We start from the raw sequence: 25,051 nt of genomic DNA, 5'->3' as shown, positions 1-25,051 counted from the left end.
ATTAATTTTAATGTCGAAAGGAAATAATATATATGGATGATAATTTCTCCCCAAGAGTAAAGGATGTAATAGCCTACAGTAAGGAAGAAGCATTGCGTCTCGGCCATGATTTCATTGGCACAGAACATTTAATGCTTGGGCTCCTCAGAGACGGAAGCGGCAAAGCTATCAACATTTTGAATGCATTGGATGTCGATTTGACACATTTGCGTCGAAAAGTTGAAATTTTGAGTCCCGCAAACCCGAATGTGGCAGTCGCACCAAACGAAAAGCGCAACTTACATTTAACGAGGCAAGCAGAAAGAGCCCTCAAAACTACATTTTTAGAAGCAAAACTTTTTCAAAGTTCTTCTATTAATACCGCACACCTATTATTGTGCATTTTACGAAACGAAAACGATCCCACAACAAAACTTTTAAATAAGTTAAAGGTGGATTATGATAATGTTAAAGAGCAATTTAAGTATATGATAACAAACGACGACGATTATATAGATACGCCGCGTTCCGAATCATTCTCGGATGACAGTAGCGGATCTCAAGAATCTTCAAAAGAAAATCCTTTTGGTTCTTCAAATTCAGGCGGAAAAGTGAATAAGAAATCTAAAACACCTGTATTGGATAATTTCGGAAGAGATTTGACAGCCTTGGCAGAAGAAGGAAAATTAGACCCCGTAGTTGGTCGTGAAAAAGAAATAGAACGCGTTTCTCAAATTTTAAGTAGACGCAAAAAGAATAATCCAATTTTAATTGGTGAACCTGGTGTTGGTAAATCTGCCATCGCAGAAGGTTTAGCAAATAGAATTGTAAAGCGTAAAGTATCGCGTATTCTTTTTAACAAACGAGTAGTTACGCTAGACTTAGCAAGCTTGGTCGCTGGAACAAAATACAGAGGTCAGTTTGAAGAGCGCATGAAAGCTGTGATGAACGAATTGGAAAAGAATGATGACATTATTCTATTCATTGATGAAATTCATACGATTGTTGGTGCCGGTGGCGCTACAGGAAGTTTAGACGCTTCAAACATGTTTAAACCAGCTTTAGCCAGAGGTGAAATCCAATGCATTGGTGCTACGACATTAGATGAATACAGACAGTATATTGAAAAAGATGGTGCTTTAGAAAGACGTTTCCAAAAAGTAGTGGTTGAACCAACTACTGTAGAAGAAACGATTGAAATTTTAGAGAACATCAAAGACAAGTACGAAGAACACCATAATGTAAGTTATACACCAGAAGCTATTAAAGCTTGTGTAACGTTGACAAATAGATATATGACAGATCGTTTTCTTCCAGACAAAGCTATAGATGCTTTAGATGAAGCAGGATCAAGAGTTCATATTACAAATATTGACGTACCAAAACAGATTTTAGATTTGGAACGTCAATTAGAAGAAGTACGTGAATTGAAAAATTCTGTAGTTAAAAAGCAGAAATATGAAGAAGCTGCCAAATTGAGAGACGACGAAAAGCGTTTGGAAAAAGAATTGGCAATTTCACAAGAAAAATGGGAAGAAGAGTCTAAACAACACAAAGAAACGGTTGACGAAGACAATGTGGCAGATGTTGTTTCTATGATGACTGGAATTCCTGTGAATAGAATTGCGCAGACGGAAAGTAATAAATTAGCACAACTTCCTGAGTTAATCAAAGGAAAGGTTATTGGACAAGATGAAGCCGTTGGTAAAGTCGTAAAAGCGATTCAGCGTAATCGTGCGGGACTTAAAGATCCTAATAAGCCGATTGGTTCGTTTATCTTTTTAGGACAAACTGGAGTTGGCAAAACACAGTTAGCAAAGGTATTAGCTCGTGAGTTATTTGATTCTGAAGAAACATTGATCAGAATTGACATGAGTGAATACATGGAAAAATTCGCAATTTCTCGTTTGGTTGGAGCACCTCCAGGATATGTTGGATATGAAGAAGGTGGACAATTAACAGAGAAAGTACGAAGAAAACCGTATGCTGTAGTTTTACTTGACGAGGTTGAAAAAGCGCATCCTGATGTATTTAATATGTTGTTACAAGTATTAGACGATGGATATTTGACGGATAGTTTAGGAAGAAAAATTGATTTTAGAAACACAATCATTATTATGACATCAAATATTGGTGCGCGTAGATTGAAAGATTTTGGTTCTGGAGTTGGTTTTGGAACAAACGCTAAGAAAAGTCAAGCAGATGATCATGCAAAAGGTGTGATAGAAAATGCATTGAAAAAAGCTTTTGCTCCTGAATTCCTAAACAGAATTGATGATGTTGTTATTTTCAATTCACTTGAACGTGAACATATTCACAAAATCATTGATATTGAAATTGCTAAATTATACCAAAGAATCAAAGGTTTAGGCTACGATTTATTGTTAAGTGATAAAGCAAAAGATTATATCGCTGATAAAGGTTTTGATAAGCAATATGGAGCAAGACCATTGAAAAGAGCTATTCAAAAATATATTGAAGATGCACTTGCAGAAGAAATCATTACTTCAAAAATTCATGAAGGTGACAAAATCTTTATGGATCTAGATGAAGATAATGATGAGTTAACTATTAAGATTGAAAAAGCTGAAAAGCCAACAGAATCTTAACCAACTAACTTATTATCAAGCATATAAAATCCTGCTTTTTCGAAAAGCAGGATTTTCTTTTCTTCCCCTTTTTATGTATTTTGAAGATAAAAACAGGTAGTTTATCTAAAAAAAATACTATTCACGCATAATAAATTAGTTTCTGCATTACTGTTCATAATTTAGCATAGAAATAAAAAACTACCTACATGAATATTAATGGAAAACAATTAAAAGATATATATACTTTCGAAAATGGAAAGCTCTATCTATACAATGATCTAATCATTGGAGAGATTAATGAAGGCGTTCATGTGACTATAGATGTGATGCTTTCTTTTTTTCATTTTTTTCTTGAAAACTATAAGGTTCCTTTTGGATATATTTCTTATCGCAAAAACTCCTACTCTATTGATCCACAAGTATACAAGATACTTCCTAAAAACGACTTATTAAAAGGAATTGCTGTGGTATCTGATCAAAAATTTTCTTCATTAAACGCACATGTTGAAAAAAGCTTCTTTGAAGGACGCTATGAATTGTTCACCACTATCAATGCTGCCATAAATTGGCTAGACAAAATTGTTCCATTAGAGAATAATAACACTAATGTTTCTGATAATTCAGTAGCATAAACAGGAATTTTTACCATTCTATTTACCAGAGAAAGAAAAAAGTAGTGTATTTTTGTGCCGTTCATCTATTTTATTAGTAGATCGAATTTAAAAATCCTATTTTTAATAAAAACATTAAAAGTGCGAATAGCTAACGGCAATAGTAATTCATTCATTAAAAAATACACTTTACAAATAGGTAAAGTAGAAGTTTATGAAAGCTACATGCTTGCACAACTCAACGAAGGAATTACACTAAATATTGATTCTGTTGGTGAAATTATTCTAATTGCCAAGAAACACTTCCCTGAAAAACCATTTGTATATATAACAATTCGCAAAAACTCGTATGCGGTTGATCCAATGCTTTATTTAAAAGTTTTTGAAATTGAAAATTTAAAAGCCATTGCCATTGTTTCTGATAAATTTATTGACAATCACAATGTGAAGATCGAAAAACATTTTTTCAATAAACCAATGAGTATCTTCAAAACCAAGGATGAAGCCATTACTTGGTCTAAAAGTCATTTGTAGTTTCTTTTTGACTGAATGTCAAAGGTTTTTTCTGATTTACTTTATTCTAACAAAATATTCAACCCAAACCAACAAACGCTCTTCTCATCAATTTATAAAGAAAGTTAGAATCAAGGAAGTCCCTCAAAATCCTAACCTTCAAATAATACTTATTGCTACCTATTAACTAAGAAAACAACTCATCATTTTCAATAACCGTTTGTTGTATAAACGACAAAGTATCTTTAATAGCAACATGCAATTCTCTATCTTCATCCACAAAAGGAACTTCTGCTCTATACGTTTGTAAAAATGTTTCGATAAAATCAGAACTTTTCAATGGCGCTCTAAATATCAATGCTTGCGAAGCATTCAACAACTCAATTGCCAACACACGCTCTACATTATCCACTACTTTGATAGCTTTGGTAGCTGCATTTGCACCCATACTTACATGATCTTCTTGTCCGTTTGACGACACAATAGAATCAATACTTGCTGGTGTAGCATATTGCTTGTTTTGACTTACAATACTTGCTGCTGTGTACTGTGGAATCATAAAACCAGAGTTCAACCCTGGATTGTTCACCAAAAATGCTGGCAAATCTCTCAATCCAGAAACGAGCTGAAATGTTCTTCGTTCTGAAATATTTCCAAGTTCAGCCATTGCAATTGCTAAATAATCCAACGTCAAGGCTAAAGGTTGTCCATGAAAGTTTCCTCCAGAAATAATTTCATCTTCTGCAATAAAAATATTTGGATTATCAGTTACAGAATTAATTTCAGTTTCAAACGTTTTTCTAATAAAAGCTAAGGTATCTTTGGTAGCTCCATGAACTTGTGGTACGCATCTAAAAGAATATGGATCTTGCACATGTTTCTTTTCTTGCGAAATCAACTCACTTCCTTCTACAAACTCTTTGATTCTTCGAGCAGTTTTTAATTGTCCTTTGTGTGGACGAATCAAATGAATTAAATCATTAAAAGGTTCAATTCTTCCATCAAAAGCTTCTAACGAAATAGCAGCGAAGAAATCTGCAAAATAAGATAATTTATAGGCTTTCAAGAGTGAATATACACCATAAGCACTCATAAATTGTGTCCCGTTCAACAATCCCAAACCTTCCTTTGCTCTCAAGGTAATTGGTTTCCAATTAAATTTCTTCAAAATTTCAGTTCCAGAAACTTCTTCTCCATTATAATATACACTTCCTTTTCCTAAAAGTGGCAATGATAAATGTGCTAAAGGAGCCAAATCACCAGAGGCACCAAGGGAACCTTGTTCAAAAACAACTGGTAAAATATCGTGATTATAAAAATCAATCAAACGTTGTACCGTCTGTAATTGCACGCCCGAATGTCCATAACTTAACGATTGTATCTTAAGTAACAACATTAACTTTATAATCTCTTGAGGTACACGATCTCCTGTACCACATGCATGAGAAGTCACTAAGTTCTCTTGTAATTTCGACAAATGTTCATCCGAAATTTTCACATTACACAGCGATCCAAACCCGGTATTAATACCATATATAGGGGTTTTTTGGTCCTGTAAACGTTTATCTAAATACGCACGGCAAGCACAAATTTTTTCTATTGCTTCAGCTGATAATTCCAATTTTGCATTTGCATGCAGTAAATCTAGAATAATTGTAATATCGAGAATTTTCGAACTTATTTGGTGTATCATGATGGTGTAATCAAATTATCTTTCAAAAGTCAAAATTCAAACTGTATTTACCAAATAATTGTTAATAATTTATTGATTAAAAGAAGAATCTAGTAGATTTGAGAAAACAAACTTTGAATATATGAATAATCTATTGCTACTTGTTGCAGCTTTCGCAATCTTCTCTTGTAAGAATGAGCCAGAAGTTCCAAAAGATTATGTGACGCTTTCTGGAAAAATTGAAAACCAAAATAGTGATTCACTTGTAGTTCGAAATAGAACCTATTCTAAAACCATTAAAGTCAATAAAGACGGGACTTTTAAAGATACTTTGAAAGTTGAAAATGGTATGTATAATATTTTTGACGGATCAGAAAGTACAAACTTGTATTTAGAAAATGATTTTGATTTAAAACTCACCTTAGATACCAAAATGTTTGATGAAACGATCAAATACAGCGGAAAAGGTGCTATTCACAGCAATTTCTTAGCAGAAGATGCGTTACTACAAGAAAAGCTGTTGGACATGGATATGCTATCAAATCTTGACACAGGAGGTCTGGAAAAGGAAATTGAAAACATATCAAAAAAGCTTAAGGATTTTTATAATTCTAAAAAAGATGTTGATAGTACCATCATCGCAGCTAAATTGAAAGACGTTGATCCTATGTTAAACATGTACAAGCAATATGCAGGGCAAGCTATTACGCTTAAAACTAAATTCTCAAAAGGAACACCGTCACCAGCATTTGACTATGAAAATCATGCTGGAGGAAAAACTTCGTTGGCAGACTTAAAAGGAAAGTATGTATATATTGACATGTGGGCAACTTGGTGCGGACCGTGTAAAGCAGAAATTCCTTCTTTGAAAAAAATAGAAACCTCTTATCATGATAAAAATATTGCCTTTGTCAGCATTTCTGTAGATGAAAATAAAGATGCTTGGCAAAAAATGGTAACTGACAAATCTCTAGGAGGCATTCAATTGCATTATGGAGGAGACGAAACATTTATGAAAGAATATATGATTACTGGAATTCCAAGATTTATTCTATTAGATCCTGATGGAAATGTGGTAAGTGCAGATGCACCGAGACCTTCAAACCCTAAACTAGTTGAGCTATTTAACGAACTAAATATATAAAGTAAACAAACTTTAAAAATGAAAAAAGTATTGCTATTGATTGCTGGATTGGCAATCTTCTCATGTAAAACTGAACCGAAAATAGACTATACTGTACTTTCTGGTAAAATAGAAAACACTAAAAAAGGAGACACAATTGTGGTTTCTGGTGGGGATTTTAAACAAAAAATTGCTCTAGCAGAAGACGGAACATTTTCAGATAAATTAGTTACTGATGAAGGCTATTATACGCTATTTTATGGAAGAAATCGCGCAGCTTTATACTTAACTCATGGTGATTCATTACACCTAACTACTGATAAATTGAAGTTCAATAATGCTCTAGAATATTCAGGAACAGGGACAACTACAAATACGTATTTAGCTAAAAAACTTTCGGAAGCTGGAAATTTAAACTTTAGAGCAGTATATGCTATCGAAGAAGCTGATTTTTTAAAGAAAATTGAGGAAATGAAAAGCGAAGCTTTGGATCGTTTGAACAATACGAAAGATTTAAACGAAGTATTTGTAGCATTAGAAAAGAAAAGTATCAATTATGAATACTTAGCCAATCTTATGAGATACCCTTCGTATCATCCATATTTTGCTAAAAAAGAAGATTACAAAGTTTCTGAAGACTTATTGAAGCCTCTAGACAATGTTGATTATGATAATGAAGAAGATTTTAGAAACTTTGATTCATACCAACAATTAGTGTCACAACATTATATGGAGATGTACTATAACGATTCTTTAAAAGCTGAGAGTTTAAAAAGTATCAAAGGATTAAAATCACAGAACATTAAAAATGCATTAGCAGGTGAGTTGGCCTATGGAATTTCTCCATCTAACGAAGACAATGAAAAACTTTTTGGCACTATTAAAGAAATGGCTAAAGACGAAAAGTTACTCAAAGAACTTTCTGAAAAGTACACTAAAATTCAAAAACTAGTTCCAGGAAAAACTTCGCCTACATTCAATTATGAAAATCATGCTGGTGGTACAACTTCTTTAGCAGATTTAAAAGGAAAGTATGTCTATATTGATGTTTGGGCAACTTGGTGTGGACCATGTATTGAAGAAATCCCATCATTAAAAAAGGTTGAAAAAGATTATCATGACAAAAACATTGAATTCGTTTCTATCTCCATTGATCAAAAAGGAGCGTATGAAACTTGGAAAAACATGATTAAAAATAAAGAACTTGGAGGAATTCAATTAATGGCAGATAGCGCTGAGAAATCAAAATTCGTTATTGATTATGTAATTGATGGTATTCCTAGATTTATCTTAATTGATCCAGAAGGAAATATTGTAAATGCAGATGCACCAAGACCATCGAGTCCTAAATTAATTGAATTATTTAATGAGTTGAAAATATAAGCAATTACCAAACCATAGAAATCATGAAAAAAATATTCTTACTCATCGCTGGTATCGCTGTCATTTCATGTGCAAATGATCCAAAACTAGAACCAATAGATTACACTGTTCTATCTGGGAAAATTGATAATTCAAAAGATGGAAAAGTCATCCTCTTTGGAGGTGATTTTGAAAAGGAAATCAAACTAAATGACGATGGCACTTTTGTAGATACATTACGCGTTGACACAGGATATTATACACTCTTACATGACAAAGATAAGGCTACATTATTTTTAACTCCTAAAAAAGATTTAAAGCTAAGCACAAATGCCACTAAGTTCATTGACCAAATGAATTATGAAGGCACTGCTGCAGCTACAAACACCTACTTGTTAGGAAAAATAAAAAGAAATAAGAGCAGAGATGCCATAGCTGTCTTTTCTATGGAAGAAGCTGAATTTATCAAAACTGTAAAAGGTTTTGGTGAAGAATCTATGGAAATTATAAAAAAATCAACTGATTTAGATGATGATTTTATTTCGCTAGAAAAAAAGAATATCAAATATGCTACATTAATCAATCTTTCAAAGTATCCAATGTACCATCCAGATTACTCAAAAAATGAAGACTATAAACCTTCTGAAGAATTTGAGGCGTATTTTAAGGATGTAGATTATGACAATGAGGAAGATTTCAACATGTATAAAAACTTTAAGGAATTAGCCATTAGACATTACTCTAAAACACTAAATCCTTTTGAAGATATAAAAGGCGCTGTAAGTTCCATAAAAGCATTAAAATCGCAAAGTCTAAAAGATATGCTTGCTGAAAACTTATCATTCTTTATATCTCCTTCTGGAAAAGATTCAGATTATTTGTATGAAGAATTAACTACGATTTCTAAAAACGAAGAATTCAAAAAAGAATTAGCGGAAAAGTATAATACCATTAAAAAACTAGTGGCAGGAAATGCTTCTCCAAAATTCATATATGAAAACTACAAGGGAGGAAAAACATCATTAGACGATTTAAAAGGTAAATATGTTTATATAGATGTTTGGGCAACTTGGTGTGGACCATGCATCGGAGAAATTCCATCTTTAAAAAAGGTTGAAAAGAAATATCACAATAAAAATATTGAATTTGTATCTATTTCTATTGATGACAAAAAAGACTATACAACGTGGAAAAAAATGGTCGTTGATAAAGATTTAGGAGGAATTCAGTTAATGGCAGATAACGACTGGAAATCAAAATTTGTGAAGGAGTACGCTATTGAAGGGATTCCAAGATTTATTTTAATTGATCCAGAAGGAAATATCTTAGACGCTGATGCTCCAAGACCATCAAGCGAAAAATTAATTGAATTATTTGATGAGTTGAAGATCTAAAAATTCAAAACATACAAACAAAAAACGCTTTGGAATTCCAAAGCGTTTTTTGTTCTTATTGTTCAGCTTCTTCTGAGGGTTTTTCGGGTTGTTTAAACAAATCCAAATACGCATCACCAATATGATACACAATATCGCTTGCCGTCAACGCTTGGTATCCTAAACCTGATAAGGCAATATCACCCGCTTTTCCATGTAAATACACTCCAAAAATTGATGTTTTTATCGGGTCATATCCTTGTGATAACAATCCAGTTAACATTCCTGTCAACACATCGCCACTTCCTGCAGTTGCCATTCCAGGATTTCCTGTATTATTAATATATACGTAATTATCGTAAATAATAACCGTATGCGCTCCTTTGATAATTAGCACTATATCATACTCTTTAGCAAATGCTTTTGCTTTTGCCAATTTCTCAAAATCATCTTCCCACTCACCTATCAAACGTTCTAATTCTTTTGGATGTGGCGTCAAAATAGAGCCTTTCGGTACAGATTTCAACAATTCTGTATTCGCAGAAAGTATATTCAATGCATCCGCATCAAATACTAAAGGAAGGCTGCTTTTCTCTAAAAATATTTTCAATGCATTTACTGTATTTTCAACAGTTCCCATTCCTACACCAATTCCAACAGCTTGAGGCGTTATATCATATTCAATATTCGTAAGATGTTTTTTATCATCATCACAAATCACCATGGCCTCAGGTAACGACGTTTGTAAAACAGTATATCCACACTCTGGAATATAAGCAGTTACCAATCCTGCGCCCACTCGTAAACATGCCGAACATGCCAACGTCACAGCACCGATTTTACCATAACTTCCTCCAACAATCAAACTGTGACCATAGCTTCCTTTATGCGCATATTTCTCTCTCGGAATGTATAAAGGCAACACTTCAAACTTGTCAATTAACTGCACTTCGGTATCAGTCGTTTGTAAATACTCTTGATCGAGTCCAATATCAATAGCTTCCCATTGTTGCATAAAAATACCCGTTTCTGGTAAAAAGAAACTCAATTTTGGCGCTTGACTCGTTAAGGTAAAATTACTTTGAATCACAGCTTCTCTATCTTCTGGTCCATGATCTGGATACAATCCTGAAGGAACATCCAAAGATACTGTATATGCTCGTGAAGCATTGATATACTTAATAAGTTCTTTTACCCAATCAGATGTTTCTCTGTTCAATCCAATTCCAAAAATGGCATCTACAATAATATCTTCTGGTTGCATTTCAGGAAATTCTTCTCCTGAGCTTAGTAATTTTGGCCAAACTTTAAACTCTTTAATTCGATCATAATTCACCAAAAAACCTTTCGTACGCTTATCGCTAAAATTCACTACATACAAATGTACATTATAGCCATGATACAATAATTGACGTCCTAACACCAATCCTAAACCTCCATTATTTCCAATTCCACAATAAATATGAATCGGAACTTGCGCACCATGCATACGTCTATGAAACCAATTAAATAATTGATTTCCTGCAAATTCTAGTAAATCATTAGACGTAATTTGATTTTTTTTGATCGTACGATTGATTGCTTCGTAGATTTGAGCTGCTGAAAATATCTTCATGTATCGTTATATTAATGCAAGAGATTACACATTTGATGAAATTCTTTACAATTAAAGATGCTTATTTAATGCATTTTTAAAAAAAAGCTATTTTCACTAGTAATCTGTGAAAAATGAATTTATAGTTTGTTTATGGAGATAAAAGTAATACTTTTGAACAATATCATATGATAAATATGCGTTTAGTAGCAACAATTTTTTCTTCAACAACAATTATTACAGGCACAAGCAGCACTGTATCGATTGCTATTGCTACAACAACCCCTTTTGGGGTCTAAGCATTATACAACCGTCAGGTGTTTATATACACCAATTTCTATGTAAAGAATTAAAAAACACCAATAACCACACAAAACAATACTCATGAACGTACTCAAATTTGGCGGTACTTCTGTCGCCAATGCGCAAAATATAAATAAAGTAATAGCTATTATTACAAAAGCTTCTCAAGAGCAAAAAGTTGCCATTGTTGTTTCTGCATTTGGAAATACAACAAATATGCTTTTAAAAACCGCTGAGTTAGCTGCTATCAAAGATGAATATTATAAATCTCTATTACAAGAAATTGAAAACAGACATATTCAAGTTGTAAAAGATTTAGTTCCTGTCACAGAACAAAGTGCCGTAATTAGTCATACAAAACGCTTATTAAATTATTTAGAAACCTTGTATGAAGGTTGCTATTTACTGCGCGAACTCACACCTAAAACCTTAGCTACTATTGCAAGTTTTGGAGAATTATTGTCTTCATATATCATTTCTGAAGTAATGAAAGTTCGAGAATTAGATAGCGAGTACAAAGACAGTCGCGAACTCATTATTACTTCTGCAAGCTATGAAAATGCACGAGTCCAGATGAAATTGACCCAAGAAAACTGCCACGATTTCTTTAAAAAGAATGAAAAGCAAATTGTCAATTTACCTGGATTTATTGCTGCAACTGAAAATGGAGAAACAACAACATTGGGTCGCGGTGGTTCAGACTATACTGCTGCCATTATTGCTGCTGCTGAGAATGCGGATGAATTGCAAATTTGGACCGATGTAAGCGGAATGTACACGGCAAATCCTCGCATTGTAAAACAAGCAACGCCAATTCCTCATATTTCCTATCAAGAAGCGATGGAATTGTCTCACTTTGGTGCGAAAGTAATTTATCCACCAACCATTCAGCCTGTACTTAAAAAAGAAATTCCAATTCTGGTAAAAAATACATTTTCGCCAGAACAAGCAGGAACGCGTATCACAAAAAATCCAAATGGAAAGCAACGTGCTGTAAAAGGAATTAGTTATATAGAAAACATTTCATTATTGACGTTAGAAGGAAGCGGAATGATTGGTATTCCTGGCTTCTCAAAACGCTTATTTGAAACTTTACTAGCAGAGCAAATAAATATCGTATTAATTACACAAGCTTCTTCGGAGCATTCTATCTGTATCGGAATTAATGATAAAGAAGCTTCGAGAGCAAAAATGGCGATTGATGAAACTTTTGCATATGAAATTGCTTCAGGAAGAGTAGATCCTATTTTGGTAGAGCAACAATTAGCTATCATCGCATTGGTTGGTGAAAACATGAAAAATCACCAAGGACTCAGTGGAAAAATGTTTAGCATGCTTGGAAAAAACAATGTAAACATTCGTGCTATTGCACAAGGTGCTTCTGAGAAAAATATCTCTGCGGTCATCAACAGTGAAGATGCTAAAAAAGCGTTGAATGCATTGCATGAAGAATTCTTTGAAGAAAAAGTAAAACAGCTTAATTTATTTGTAACTGGTGTTGGAAATGTAGGAGAACGTTTCCTTTCACAACTCCATCAGCAACAAAAATACTTACGCGAACAACTCAAACTCAATGTCAGAGTTATTGGAATTTCTAACTCAAGAACCATGCTCTTTGATGCAGAAGGAATTGATTTGGAAAATTGGAAAAACTATTTGGTTACTGGTGTAAAAGCATGTTTAGACAAATTCCATGAAGCAGTAAAATCATTCAACTTGCGTAACAGTATATTTATAGATATCACAGCGAGTCATGAAGTTTCTAAAGTATATGGAAGATATTTGCAAAACAATATTTCGGTAGTTACATGTAACAAAATTGCCTGTGCTTCTGAATATGAAAATTATCAGAATTTGAAACGTGTTTCGCAAAAATACAATGCGCCATTTTTGTTTGAAACTAATGTTGGTGCAGGATTGCCAATCATTGACACATTAAAAAATGTAGTTGCTTCAGGTGATCGCATCCACAAAATACAAGCAGTTCTTTCTGGAAGTTTAAACTTTGTATTCAACAATTTCAGTGATGAAAATACATTCCATGATACTGTAACGCAAGCACAAGAAGAAGGATATACAGAACCAGATCCAAAAATAGATTTAAGTGGTGTAGATGTAGCTCGTAAAATTCTCATCTTGGCACGTGAAAGTGGATATGTTTTAGAATTAGAAGACATTGAAAACAATTCGTTTTTACCGGATGAAACGCTAGCAACAGATAATAATGAAGATTTCTACGCTTCTTTAACAAAGCATGAAGCGCACTTTCAACAAATCTTTAAAGAAGCCAATGACAAAGACTGTCGTTTAAAATATGTAGCTACTTTTGAAGATGGAAAAGCAAAAGTTGGATTGCAACACATTCCAGCCGATCATCCTTTTTACAATTTAGAAGGTAGCGATAATATTGTACTGTTCTTTACCGATCGTTACGTGGCACAACCTTTACAAATAAAAGGAGCTGGCGCTGGTGCAGAAGTAACAGCATCTGGTATTTTTGCAGATGTAATACGAATTGGAAAGTTTTAAACTATTAAGCTAATCGCTAAAAGCAAAAAAATGAACGAACTCAGAATATTCGCACCAGCAACTATTGCAAATGTCTCTTGCGGATTTGATGCATTAGGACTTTGTCTAGACACAGTTGGTGACGAAATGGTTATTCGGAAAACAGATGAAAAAGGAATTAAAATTTCGAAACTTGTTGGGCAAGATTTACCTGTAGAAACCGAAAAAAATGTGGCAGGTGTTGCTGGCATGGCAATGCTAAACAAACTGCATATTAGTCATGGTTTTGAAATTGAAATCTATAAAAATATTAAGGCTGGAAGTGGTATAGGAAGTAGTGCTGCAAGTTCTGCTGGAACCGTTTGGGCAATGAATGAATTGCTTGGAAAGCCTTTTTCCGCTAAAGAACTGGTGCCGTTTGCTATGCAAGGTGAAAAACTTGCTAGTGGCACTGCGCATGCAGATAATGTTGCTCCTGCTCTTATAGGTGGATTTACATTAGTGAGAAGCTATAAGCCACTAGATATTATAAAAATTCCAACTCCTGACGAGTTATATGCAACCGTAATTCATCCACAGATTGAAGTAAAAACTTCAGATTCACGTTCAGTATTGAAGGAAAATATCACACTCAAAAAATCAATTATTCAAACAGGAAATCTTGGAGGATTGATCAGTGGATTATATACCTCTGATTACAATTTGATTGGGAGATCTTTACATGACGAAATCGTAGAACCCTTACGTTCTATTTTAATTCCTGGATTCAATGAAGTAAAAGAAAATGCTATTGAATGTGGTGCCTTAGGTGCTGGAATCTCAGGTTCTGGACCTTCAATTTTTGCTTTAAGCAAAGGAGAAAAGATGGCAGAAAACGTAGCCTATGTTATGTCAGAAACGTTTAAAAAACTAAATATTGATTACGATGTCCATGTTTCTAAAATTAACACAAATGGTTGTCGTATTATTTAATTAAGAATTCAAAAAAATGAACTATTACAGTCTACACCATAATTCACCAAAAGTTTCTTTCAAAGAATCTGTTATCAAAGGTTTAGCTCCAGATCGCGGAATTTATTTCCCTGAAAACATTACGCCTTTATCAGAAGAATTTATTCTAAATATTGACAAGTATTCCCATGAAGAAATTGCCTTTGAAGCCATTCAACAATTTGTAGGAGATGATATTCCTTCTGCTATTTTAAAAGAAATCATTGCTGAAACCTTAAGTTTCGATTTCCCTATCGTTCCGATTGAAGACAATATTGGAACTTTGGAATTATTTCACGGACCAACCATGGCATTCAAAGATGTTGGCGCACGTTTTATGGCACGTTGTTTAGGTTATTTTAATCGTGATAAAGATGAAAACGTAACGGTTTTAGTTGCAACCTCAGGAGATACTGGTGGCGCTGTTGCCAATGGTTTTCTTGGTGTAAAAGGCGTGGAAGTAGTGATTTTATATCCAAGCGGAAAAGTCAGCAAAATCCAAGAAAAGCAATTAACAACTTTAGGTCAAAATATTACCGCATTGGAAGTTGATGGTGTTTTTGACGATTGCCAAGACATGGTAAAAACAGCATTTTTAGATAAAGAAATAGAACGTATATTAACCTCTGCAAACTCTATCAATATTGCACGTTGGCTGCCACAAATGTTCTACTTTTTCTTTGCTTACAAAGCATTACACAAACAACATCCAAATATTGTATTCTCAGTTCCTAGTGGGAACTTTGGGAATATTTGTGCGGGAATCATGGCGCAAAAATTAGGTTTACCAATTCAACATTTTATCGCCTCAACAAATGTAAACGATACCGTTTTAAACTATTTACAAAGTGGAGAATATGCTCCACAAAAATCCATTGCAACCATTTCTAACGCGATGGATGTTGGTAATCCAAGTAATTTTATTCGTATTCAGGAATTATATAATAATGATTTAGAAACAATCAAACAGCATTTTTCATCCTATAGTTTCACAGATGATGAAACAAAAAAGGCAATGAAATCTATTTACAATCAGTACAATTATATTTCTGATCCGCATGGAGCTGTTGGATATTTAGGCTTAAAACAACATAATTTACAAGATGCTTATGGTGTTTTCCTAGAAACGGCACATCCTGTCAAATTTTTACCGACAGTAGAATCAACATTGAATTTAAAACTAGACATTCCAGAACAGATTCAGGAGATTATGCATAAAAAGAAAGAAGCCATACAAGCTACAGACTATGATGACTTGAAATGTTTTTTGAATAAGTGATAAACCCAAAAAAGCGATTTAAATTAAAATTCAAATCGCTTTTTTGTATGCTATTTCTAAAACATCTATTTATGTACTTCTTTTAGAGGTTCGGTTGCTGCTAACTTACCAAAATTATTAGCTGCTTCTGGGCTAGCTCCTGTTATTAATTTCCTATCAACATGGCAGGTTGCATCGGCTTCTTCATTAATAATCTTAACTCCTAAATCATTTAATTTTTCTCCAAACTTCCAAGGTATATCACCAGGCATATATCCTATCATTGGCGTTTGTTCATCTACAGCATCAGGAAATGCAGCAATCTCATAATCTTTATAAATAAATGATTTTGCATCATTATCATAATTTGCAGCTAACAGTGCTGCTGGACCGTGACAAATTGCAAGCATGAATAAATCATTGTTATGTGACCAATGGATTAGTTTATTCAAATCATTATTTTCTGGCAATCCAAGCATTGCTCCATGACCTCCTGGTATAAAAACTGCAATATAATCTGAAGCATCAACCATTGAATTCTTCACAAAACTTGATAAGCTTTTTGGGTTTTCAAATTTACTTTTGAATTCTGAATATATTACTTGAACATTTTCATCTTTTTCTGGCATTGCCCACATTTCAATAACCGCTGGTTTTCCTGTTGGAGTCATCACGTCTACTTCAAAACCAGCATTTCTTAAATGAAGTACAGGAAGAAGCATTTCTACTGGATGATTTCCTGTCGAAAATTTTTTCCCATTAGCCATCGTCATATTTCTTTCTTCAGTACAAATCATTAACACCTTTTTATGTCCAGTATATGGGTTTTCAAATTTTGTATTATCAAAATCTGTTGTAGAAGATGTTGCTAACATCAATGCTAACGGAGATGGACTATACGCTCCATCTTTAGTAGACTTAGGCATGCTCATTATATACAATATGATAAAAGTAATAACGATAATACTTACTAAACCAATCAATATTTTTTTCTTCATATTCTTTATTTTACAATATCATTATAAAAAGGTTACTAGTTTTTCCATTGGCTTTCTTACCTTTACAAGGTTTACTAACCAATCTTTATCGGCATCTCTATATCCTATTGGTAATATAAGTGTACTTCGCAATCCTTTTTCTCGTAATTGCAAGATTTTGTCCAACGCAGCAGGTTCAAAACCTTCCATTGGAGTAGTATCTACTCCTTCATATGCTGCTTGTGAAATAGCTGCCATAAAAGCAATATATGTTTGTCGTGCGGCGTGTTCAAAATTAGTTTCCGCATCTTTTTGTGGATAGGAAGACAATAACATTTGACGATAGTTTTCCCAACCTTCATTTTTAAAACCTCTGATTTCATTGGTCAAATCAAACATATAATTAATACGATCTTCTGTATAATTATCCCAAGCTGCAAATACTAATAAATGTGAGCAATCTGTTACTTGCGATTGATTCCAAGCAATTTCTTTAATCTTTGATTTAATCTCATCGTTTGTAATTACAAATACTTCAAACGGTTGCAATCCACTTGATGTTGGAGCTAATCTTATTGCCTCTAAAATATTATCAATTTTTTCCTGCGGTACTACTTCACCATTCATAGCTTTTGTAGCATATCGCTCATTCAATTTATCTAAAAAACTCATTGTTATACTTTTTTTTATATGACAAAAATAGTTAACGTGTTTAATGTAAAAATGAACCTATGTTAATAAATCATTTTTTGATTCTCTCTTTTCGTGCTCTACTTAAACTCTGTGGAGTAATTCCTAAGTATGATGCAATTTGATAGTTTGGTATTATCCTTTCAAATACACTATAATTTTCAATAAACTGGTTGTATTTTTCTAAAGCTGTAAGTGTTAATAGGCTCAAAATTCGCTTTTGAAGTGTCGCAATACGTTTTTCAAAATTCTTCCGTTGAAAGGCTTCAAACTGAGGATATTTTTTATAAAAACCTTCAACTTTAGTCTTATCAATTATCAAAACAGTTGAATTTGTTAAACTTTCTATTGACACTACTGATTTTTCATCTGTATACAGTGTTATATAATCACCTATCCACCAATTTTTTATTGCAAATTGTATTGTATACTCTTTTCCAGCTTCTGTTTTATAAAATGAACGCAGACAACCATTCACAACAAAAATATGTTCCTTTTTCATAGAGTTATTTGAAAGAATTATTTCTCCCTTGTCTAACTTTTTTTCAATAACAATTTCTTTTAAGTTATCTTCTATTTTTGCAGAAATAGGAATGTAATTTTTAAAGTAATCCAACAGTTCGTTCATATTTTAAAACTATTAATAATCCATATCTAAATCAAAATTCTCGGTGATTATTTATTTCTACAAATTTGCGGATGACTCGATCTACTAATTTGATATTTTTATAGAAGTTTATCTCAAATCCTTTCAATTTTGTGAAAATTCTAAAAAGTAAGCTAAAAATGAAAATCAAGTAAAAATTCATCATTTTTTTATCCCTATTTTTCATAAATTCGCAATCAATTTAAGAAAAACAACACATGAAGGATACAGCTCTATCTAAAATTCACAAAGCATTAGGTGCTAAAATGGTTCCTTTTGCAGGTTACAACATGCCTGTACAATACGAAGGCGTTAATATTGAACACGAAACCGTTCGTAATGGCGTTGGTGTTTTTGACGTAAGTCACATGGGAGAATTTGTGATTTCTGGACCAAATGCATTGGCATTAATCCAAAAAGTTACCACAAACGATGCTTCTAAATTGAAAGATGGAAAAGCACAATATAGCTGCATGCCAAATAATGATGGCGGAATTATAGATGATCTAATTATCTATAGAGTGAATGAAGAGAAGTATATTTTGGTTGTAAATGCTTCTAATATTGAAAAAGATTGGAACTGGATTTCAAGTCACAATGATGTTGGTGCAGAAATGCGTGATGTGTCTGATGATTATTCTTTATTGGCAATTCAAGGCCCAAAAGCAGTGGAAGCAATGCAGTCTTTGACAGAAGTTGATTTAACAAATATTAAATATTATACATTCCAAATTGCGACGTTTGCAGGTGTTGAAAATGTAATCGTTTCCGCAACTGGTTATACAGGTTCTGGAGGATTTGAAATTTACTGTAAGAATGAAGTTGTAGAAGAAGTTTGGAACAAAGTATTTGAAGCTGGTGCTGATTTTGGTATTAAACCAATTGGTTTGGCTGCTCGTGATACACTTCGTTTGGAAATGGGATATTGCTTATACGGTAATGATATTGATGATACTACATCTCCAATTGAAGCTGGTTTGGGATGGATTACAAAATTCACAAAAGATTTTGTAAACCGTGAGCAAATAGAATCTCAAAAAAGAACAGGAACTGAACGCAGATTGGTTGCCTTTGAAATGCAGGATCGTGGAATTCCAAGACAAGGGTATGATATTGTTGATGGAAACGGAAATATTATTGGAAATGTAACTTCTGGAACCATGTCTCCTTCTATGAAAGTAGGAATCGGGTTAGGATATGTACCAACAGTTTTTAAAGATGTTGGAAGTAATATTTATATTCAAATACGTAAAAACAGAGTTCTTGCCAAAGTAGTAAAACTTCCTTTCTACAAGAAATAATAATTACAGAATCTTTCGGTTTACATAAACACGAACCTTGAAACTATAACTAGATCCTACCTCTCGGTAGGACTAGTTCAACTTATAACATACACATTTGAACAGAATTTTAATATTAGGAGCAAGTGGCTTTATAGGCAATGCATTGTATAAAGAGCTTTGCTCCTACTTTGATGTATACGGAACTTTTTACAGCAACAAATCGTTTGCCAAGAATCAGCATTTTATCCGATATGATTTGGATTATGATGGTATTGACGAAATTGTAACACAAGTGCAACCAACAATTATTATTTCTGCCTTGCGTGGCGATTTTGCTGCACAAATTGAAGCACATGTTTACTTAACAGAATATGTAAAAACGAAACCGTGTAAACTCTTCTTTTTATCTTCTGCAAATGTGTTTGATGCCTATAGCAGTTATCCTTCTTATGAATTTGACAAAACGCTTTCGGAAAGCATTTACGGAAAGCTCAAAATTCGTATAGAAAATATGTTGATGCGTTTGCCACAGAAAAAATATGCAATCATTCGTTTGCCAATGGTTTTTGGTCATAATTCGCCGCGAATTCTAGAAATAAAACAATGCTTAAAAGAAAAGATTCCAGTTGAAGTCTTTCCGAATTTGGTCATGAATACTATTTCTGACAAAAAGCTGACACAACAAATTCATTATATGATCAACAGACGTAAAAGCGGCATTTTTCATTTAGGCGCTGAAGATTTAATTCATCATGAAGAGTTCTTTACTGAAATTCTAAAAAGTTTGAATGTTGAAAAACCGTTGTTTAAAAACGTATACACATCAAATTTTGATCGTTTTTTAGCCGTTTTACCAAGAGATAACAAACTTCCGAAGCATTTATCTACAAGCAATCAAGAAACATTGGAATACATTTCTGGGAAGATAAAAGAGTAAATTCTAATCTAAAATAGCTTTCAAGCATTAAACACGTTTGATTTTGTACTATTTATCAGACATTTTCAACTTTGTTTTCTAAGGAATAAGCAAAAGATTTGTTAAATTCGTAACTTTACGAGACTACAAATTTTTATTCGCATTCATGCATACTTTTTTACGTTTTATATTCCTTTTTGTTGTGACGACAACGTTCGCACAAACTGAACTTTCTTTTTGCAATAAATCAAGTCTGATTTTGGACATGTTGGAAAAGAATCATTACAAACCTAAAACAATTGATGACGAATTTTCAAAGTATGTATTTACGAAACTCTTGGAACGTTTGGACGATAGACGTCTCCTCTATTCACAAGAAAATATTGAAGAATTAGCGTCTTTAAAAGATAAATTGGACGACTATTTACAAAATGGCGAATGTGACTTTATCAATGAGGTAACTGTTTTTTATGAAAAACACTTAAAACAAGCCATACAAACGATTGAAAAATTCGAAAAAATGAAGCTTGATTTTTCAGGAAAAGATACCGTGACCTATGGTAGTTTCAAAGAAAAAGCTTTATTCTCAAAAACACCTAAAACACTTGAAAAACGTTGGTCAAAGAAAATTCGTGTCGATATTATTCGTGATTATTTATCATTGACAGATCCTTCAAATTTTCCCAAAATAAAAGCACAATTAAAACAAAAAGTAATTGCCGAAAACAAATGCTTTATTGTAGATAAATTACAAGTTGTAAACGGATTACAATCGTATGTAGAAACGACTTTTTTAGATGTTGTGTGTAGTTATTTTGATCCGCATAGTAGCTTTTTTGACCCTACAGACAATGCTACTTTTATGAATTCTATAGGAACAGAAAACAATTCTATCGGAGTTTGGTTTTCCAAAAATAGCGACGGAAAAATTGTGGTTTCTGGCTTGCAAACAGGAAGCACTGCCTGGAAAGAAAAAGAAATTAATACTGGCGATTTGGTATTGTCGTTAGAATCGAATGATACTAAAGTTAGTACTACATGTCTTTCTCTGGAAAGCTTATACGACTTTATCAACGATGAAAACAACAAAACAATCACGTTCAATGTATTAGATGACAAAAACATCAACAAAACCATTGTTTTACGCAAAGAAAATTTAAAAATAGAAGGAAATGCAGTCAATAGTTTTATTTTAAAAGGAGAACAAAATGTCGGTTATATTTCATTGCCAAGTTTTTACACAAATTTAGATTATGGCTTTGGAAGTGCGAATGATATTGCCAAAGAACTATTTAAACTCAATGCTGTTGATATTGACGGTTTAATTTTAGATTTACGTGGAAATGGTGGCGGTTCCATGAAGCAAGCAATTGATTTAGCTGGAATGTTCATAGACAAAGGTCCGTTAGGCATTTATCGCGATCAACAAGACAACAAAACCATTGTAAAAGATTTTAATCGAGGTACACTATTTACCAAACCTTTAATCATTTTAATCAATAGTGAAAGTGCTTCTGCTTCTGAGTTTATTGCGGCAGCTTTACGCGATCATAATCGTGCACTTATTGTAGGTAGCAAAACGTATGGTAAAGGAACCATTCAGCAAATTCTGCCTTTACAACAAGAAGAAGGTTTTGTGAGAATTACTATAGAGAAAATGTATGGGTTCAAAGGAAATTCGCATCAAGCCATTGGGATTCAGCCTGACATAGAATTTCCAAATTTACTATCTGGTATTGAAGATGGAGAAAGTGCCAATGCTAATGTGATTGTTAGTGATACCATTCAAAAAGATGTCTATTTTGAAATTCCTGAAGCTGCAAATTATGAAAATCTACGCGCCAAAAGTTTAGCTAGAATTGAAAAAAACAAAGCATCTATGACGATTAAAAATATCAATACTAATTTGAGAGATTACTTAGATAACGAACGAAAATTACCTTTATCCATCACTGGTTTGCAACAAGATAGAGATCGTTTCAATGCTATTTTTGAAAAATCTGATGACATTGAAATGACACATGATACTTTTGAGGTTGTAAACTTAGCAGACTACAAAGAAATATTAGCCTACAACAAAAACAAAGCAAAAGAGAATTCGTATGCGATCAAGAGTATTCAAACCGATCATGAAATTGAAGAAACATATCATATTCTCGCAGATTACATTAAACAACTAGCCCACTAAATCCATGAAAAAAAACTACCTATGCGCACTTTTAGTGCTTCTTTGTGTGTTTACACTTCAAACATCTATTGCTCAAAACTTTAAAAATGCGAACGCCTATTTATCTTTTATCGGAAAAGAAAATAAAAAGATTAGCAGAAGCATGTGGAAGTATACCAAATCGGTTGCGCATAGCAAAAGTGCTCGAAGAATTGAAGGCGATCGCAAACGCTTGGTAAAATCGCTAGAACGTGCAATGATTAAAATCAAAAAAGCAAAAGCCTATGAAGGAGAAGACAGCTATAAACAACAAGTGTTGGAATTTATGGATTTGCGTACAAATATTCTAAAAAATGATTATGCTGAAATTGTAGATTTGAAAGAGGTTGCAGAGCAATCCTATGACTTTATGGAAGCCGATATTTTGGCACAGAAAAAGGTTGATGAACGCATGCATGAAGCGCAGCAAAGCTAAGAAGCAGCCTTGAATGAATATGCATCAAGAAACAATATTAAACTCATTGAAACTGAAAACGACCTCAGCAAAAAGATGAAAATCTCGAATGATGTTTTTAAACATAGAAATGAGGTGTATTTGGTATTTTTTAAAAGTAATATTCAAGAGAGTTTTTTATTGAACGGACTGTCTTCAGGTGATATCAGCGCCATTCAGCAAAATGCTAATGCGCTCCAAAATTTTGCAAAAGAAGGTTTACAAGCGTTGGATACATTAGCAATATATAAAGAAGATGCTTCACTTGTAAAAGCTACAAAAAAAGCCTTAGAGTTTTACTTACAAGAAACCCAAAATGAAATTCCAAAAATGATTGAATTTTTCTTATTAAATGAAAAGTTCAACGCCATCAAAGAAGCTATTGATAAAAAGAAACCGAAAGATCGTACCCAAAAAGAGATTGATCAATATAACAATATGGTGAATCAAATTAACAAAGCGATCAACGATTTTAATTCGCTTAATGATCAATTAAATAAAAAAAGAACTAAAATTATCAATCAATGGAATGAAGCTTCTGCAAAATTTTTAAGCAGACATATTCCAAAAGACTAATACAAAATATATATTTGTAATCCTTAAATAAAAGTACACGCATAATGGGAAGAGCATTTGAATTTAGAAAAGCACGAAAAATGAAACGTTGGTCAGCAATGGCAAAAACCTTTACTCGTATTGGTAAAGATATTGTGATGGCTGTAAAGGAAGGCGGACCAAATCCTGAAACAAACTCCAGATTACGTGCGGTAATTCAGAATGCAAAGGCGGCAAACATGCCAAAAGATAATGTTGAACGCGCAATAAAAAAAGCTTCTGATAAAAATACTGACAACTATAAAGAGGTATTGTTTGAAGGATACGGACCTCACGGAATTGCAATTCTTGTAGAAACTGCTACGGATAATAACAATAGAACTGTGGCAAACGTTCGTAGTTACTTTAATAAGTGTGATGGAAACTTAGGAACACAAGGTTCAGTAGAATTCATGTTTGATCATACTTGTAATTTCCGAATTCCTTCTGAAGGACAAGACCCTGAAGAACTTGAATTGGAGTTTATTGACTTTGGAGTAGAGGAAGTTTTTGCAGACGATGATGGTATTTTATTGTACGGTCCATTTGAAAGCTTTGGAACTATTCAAAAAGAATTAGAAAGTAGAGAAATTGAAATTTTATCTTCTGGTTTTGAACGTATTCCACAAGTAACAAAACCTTTAAACGAAGAACAAACTGCTGATATTGAAAAGCTTTTAGAAAAGCTTGAAGAAGATGATGACGTGCAAAATGTGTATCACACTATGGCAGAGTAAAATTCAAATTTTGAAGTGTCCTACAAAAGCCTCATAGTATTTATTAGCTTTTAAAATAATAAACACAGACAAGACAGCTGTCTTATCTGTGTTTTTGTTTTTCCTGATTTTTATTTGTTGAAAGCATATTATATACAAAGACATATCTTAAGTAAACTCTTAAAAGCACTAGAGACAGTGTCTCCATCTCCACAGTAGTTTACTATTTCAGGATCTGGTTGTGCGTAATTTTCACATGAGTACTTTACCCCTAATACACTTCCGTGTATCACTAACTATATTTACTTTCTAATATTCCATTTTTAGAGAAAAGTCACTGATTTATTTTAATTTTTTTCATATTCTCAAATTTAAGTGATTATGTTTGCTTTATTTTATGACTTGCAAACATTACAGCTATGTCTTTGAATTGATTTGATCATTCCCCCGAAATTAGGACAGTATTTTAAGTTAAAAAACACACATAAATTTACTGATATGATACGAAGAAAATTCACTTCAAAATTCAAGACAAAGTTGTTTTGGAAGTACTAAAAGAACGTTCAACCGTTCAAGAGCTTACACAGAAATTTCAAATTAGTGTACAACAAATCTGGTCAGCAGAAAGTCGAACTTGATTTTTTAAAGAACGCCTTGCGATAACACCACTAACCAAACGAAGACTAATGATA

The 25,051-nt window shown here is 33.1% G+C and carries 20 protein-coding genes; 15 read left to right on the top strand and 5 right to left on the bottom strand.

The window, feature by feature from the left end:
- Window positions 1-32: 32 nt before the first annotated feature.
- From MK119_RS07175 to MK119_RS07165, 3 genes are all read left to right on the top strand, one after another.
- Complete coding sequence (locus tag MK119_RS07175; protein WP_290672308.1) at window positions 33-2,588, top strand: ATP-dependent Clp protease ATP-binding subunit; 2,556 nt, start codon at window positions 33-35, stop codon at window positions 2,586-2,588.
- 188 nt (window positions 2,589-2,776) lie between these two features.
- Window positions 2,777-3,202 (top strand): hypothetical protein, encoded by a 426-nt coding sequence (locus tag MK119_RS07170; protein WP_290672305.1) that lies wholly within the window; start codon window positions 2,777-2,779, stop codon window positions 3,200-3,202.
- A gap of 120 nt (window positions 3,203-3,322) precedes the next feature.
- Window positions 3,323-3,715, top strand: a complete 393-nt coding sequence (locus MK119_RS07165; protein ID WP_290672302.1) for an STAS/SEC14 domain-containing protein — start codon at window positions 3,323-3,325, stop codon at window positions 3,713-3,715.
- Window positions 3,716-3,881: 166 nt separating this feature from the next.
- On the opposite strand, the gene hutH is transcribed toward MK119_RS07165, so the two are convergent.
- Window positions 3,882-5,387 (bottom strand): histidine ammonia-lyase, encoded by a 1,506-nt coding sequence (gene hutH / locus MK119_RS07160; protein ID WP_290672297.1) that lies wholly within the window; start codon window positions 5,385-5,387, stop codon window positions 3,882-3,884.
- Between the two features lie 121 nt (window positions 5,388-5,508).
- Between hutH and MK119_RS07155 the strand changes: the two genes are divergently transcribed.
- Genes MK119_RS07155 through MK119_RS07145 form a run of 3 tightly spaced genes read left to right on the top strand, consistent with a single transcriptional unit; the run spans window position 5,509 to window position 9,245 of the window.
- A complete protein-coding gene (locus MK119_RS07155; RefSeq protein WP_290672295.1) occupies window positions 5,509-6,510 on the top strand; it encodes a TlpA disulfide reductase family protein in 1,002 nt (333 codons plus the stop codon).
- An 18-nt stretch (window positions 6,511-6,528) separates the two neighbouring features.
- Entirely contained in the window at window positions 6,529-7,872 is a 1,344-nt protein-coding gene (locus MK119_RS07150; protein WP_290672292.1) for a TlpA disulfide reductase family protein, read from the top strand.
- A 23-nt stretch (window positions 7,873-7,895) separates the two neighbouring features.
- Window positions 7,896-9,245 carry a TlpA disulfide reductase family protein gene (locus MK119_RS07145; RefSeq protein WP_290672289.1) on the top strand — a complete coding sequence of 450 codons (1,350 nt, stop codon included), beginning with the start codon at window positions 7,896-7,898 and terminating at the stop codon, window positions 9,243-9,245.
- Between the two features lie 55 nt (window positions 9,246-9,300).
- Here the strand turns inward: MK119_RS07145 and MK119_RS07140 are convergent, their stop codons facing one another.
- Window positions 9,301-10,839: an NAD(P)H-hydrate dehydratase gene (locus MK119_RS07140; RefSeq protein ID WP_290672286.1), complete on the bottom strand. Its 1,539-nt coding sequence runs from the start codon at window positions 10,837-10,839 to the stop codon at window positions 9,301-9,303.
- A 363-nt stretch (window positions 10,840-11,202) separates the two neighbouring features.
- Between MK119_RS07140 and thrA the strand changes: the two genes are divergently transcribed.
- Genes thrA through thrC form a run of 3 tightly spaced genes read left to right on the top strand, consistent with a single transcriptional unit; the run spans window position 11,203 to window position 15,898 of the window.
- Window positions 11,203-13,650 (top strand): bifunctional aspartate kinase/homoserine dehydrogenase I, encoded by a 2,448-nt coding sequence (gene thrA / locus MK119_RS07135; protein ID WP_290672283.1) that lies wholly within the window; start codon window positions 11,203-11,205, stop codon window positions 13,648-13,650.
- 30 nt (window positions 13,651-13,680) lie between these two features.
- A complete protein-coding gene (locus MK119_RS07130) occupies window positions 13,681-14,601 on the top strand; it encodes a homoserine kinase (protein ID WP_290672281.1) in 921 nt (306 codons plus the stop codon).
- 16 nt (window positions 14,602-14,617) lie between these two features.
- Window positions 14,618-15,898, top strand: a complete 1,281-nt coding sequence (gene thrC / locus MK119_RS07125; RefSeq protein ID WP_290672279.1) for a threonine synthase — start codon at window positions 14,618-14,620, stop codon at window positions 15,896-15,898.
- 65 nt (window positions 15,899-15,963) lie between these two features.
- Here the strand turns inward: thrC and hchA are convergent, their stop codons facing one another.
- The 3 genes from hchA to MK119_RS07110 all read right to left on the bottom strand — a co-directional run bounded on the left by hchA (window position 15,964) and on the right by MK119_RS07110 (window position 18,172).
- Complete coding sequence (gene hchA, locus MK119_RS07120) at window positions 15,964-16,875, bottom strand: glyoxalase III HchA (protein WP_290672276.1); 912 nt, start codon at window positions 16,873-16,875, stop codon at window positions 15,964-15,966.
- A gap of 21 nt (window positions 16,876-16,896) precedes the next feature.
- Complete coding sequence (locus tag MK119_RS07115; protein ID WP_290672273.1) at window positions 16,897-17,526, bottom strand: NAD(P)H-dependent oxidoreductase; 630 nt, start codon at window positions 17,524-17,526, stop codon at window positions 16,897-16,899.
- Window positions 17,527-17,596: 70 nt separating this feature from the next.
- Entirely contained in the window at window positions 17,597-18,172 is a 576-nt protein-coding gene (locus MK119_RS07110) for a Crp/Fnr family transcriptional regulator (protein ID WP_290672270.1), read from the bottom strand.
- Between the two features lie 236 nt (window positions 18,173-18,408).
- Between MK119_RS07110 and gcvT the strand changes: the two genes are divergently transcribed.
- The 6 genes from gcvT to MK119_RS07080 all read left to right on the top strand — a co-directional run bounded on the left by gcvT (window position 18,409) and on the right by MK119_RS07080 (window position 24,380).
- The gene (gene gcvT / locus MK119_RS07105; RefSeq protein WP_290672267.1) at window positions 18,409-19,491 is read left to right on the top strand and encodes a glycine cleavage system aminomethyltransferase GcvT; all 1,083 of its coding nucleotides are present in this window, start codon (window positions 18,409-18,411) and stop codon (window positions 19,489-19,491) included.
- 97 nt (window positions 19,492-19,588) lie between these two features.
- Window positions 19,589-20,410: a sugar nucleotide-binding protein gene (locus MK119_RS07100; protein WP_290672264.1), complete on the top strand. Its 822-nt coding sequence runs from the start codon at window positions 19,589-19,591 to the stop codon at window positions 20,408-20,410.
- A gap of 145 nt (window positions 20,411-20,555) precedes the next feature.
- A complete protein-coding gene (locus tag MK119_RS07095) occupies window positions 20,556-22,577 on the top strand; it encodes a S41 family peptidase (protein WP_290672261.1) in 2,022 nt (673 codons plus the stop codon).
- A gap of 4 nt (window positions 22,578-22,581) precedes the next feature.
- On the top strand, window positions 22,582-23,031 hold the full coding sequence (locus tag MK119_RS07090; protein ID WP_290672258.1) for a hypothetical protein: 450 nt from the start codon (window positions 22,582-22,584) through the stop codon (window positions 23,029-23,031).
- A gap of 75 nt (window positions 23,032-23,106) precedes the next feature.
- Window positions 23,107-23,625, top strand: coding sequence for a hypothetical protein (locus MK119_RS07085; protein ID WP_290672256.1), 519 nt, complete (start codon window positions 23,107-23,109; stop codon window positions 23,623-23,625).
- A gap of 44 nt (window positions 23,626-23,669) precedes the next feature.
- Window positions 23,670-24,380, top strand: a complete 711-nt coding sequence (locus MK119_RS07080; protein WP_290672254.1) for a YebC/PmpR family DNA-binding transcriptional regulator — start codon at window positions 23,670-23,672, stop codon at window positions 24,378-24,380.
- Window positions 24,381-25,051: the final 671 nt, after the last annotated feature.

Origin of the sequence: Kordia sp. (assembly GCF_022447245.1) — a bacterium.
Classification (GTDB): Bacteria; Bacteroidota; Bacteroidia; order Flavobacteriales; family Flavobacteriaceae; genus Kordia.
The sequence above is the reverse complement of the archived record's forward strand: the minus strand, read 5'-3'. Positions and strand labels throughout refer to the sequence as shown.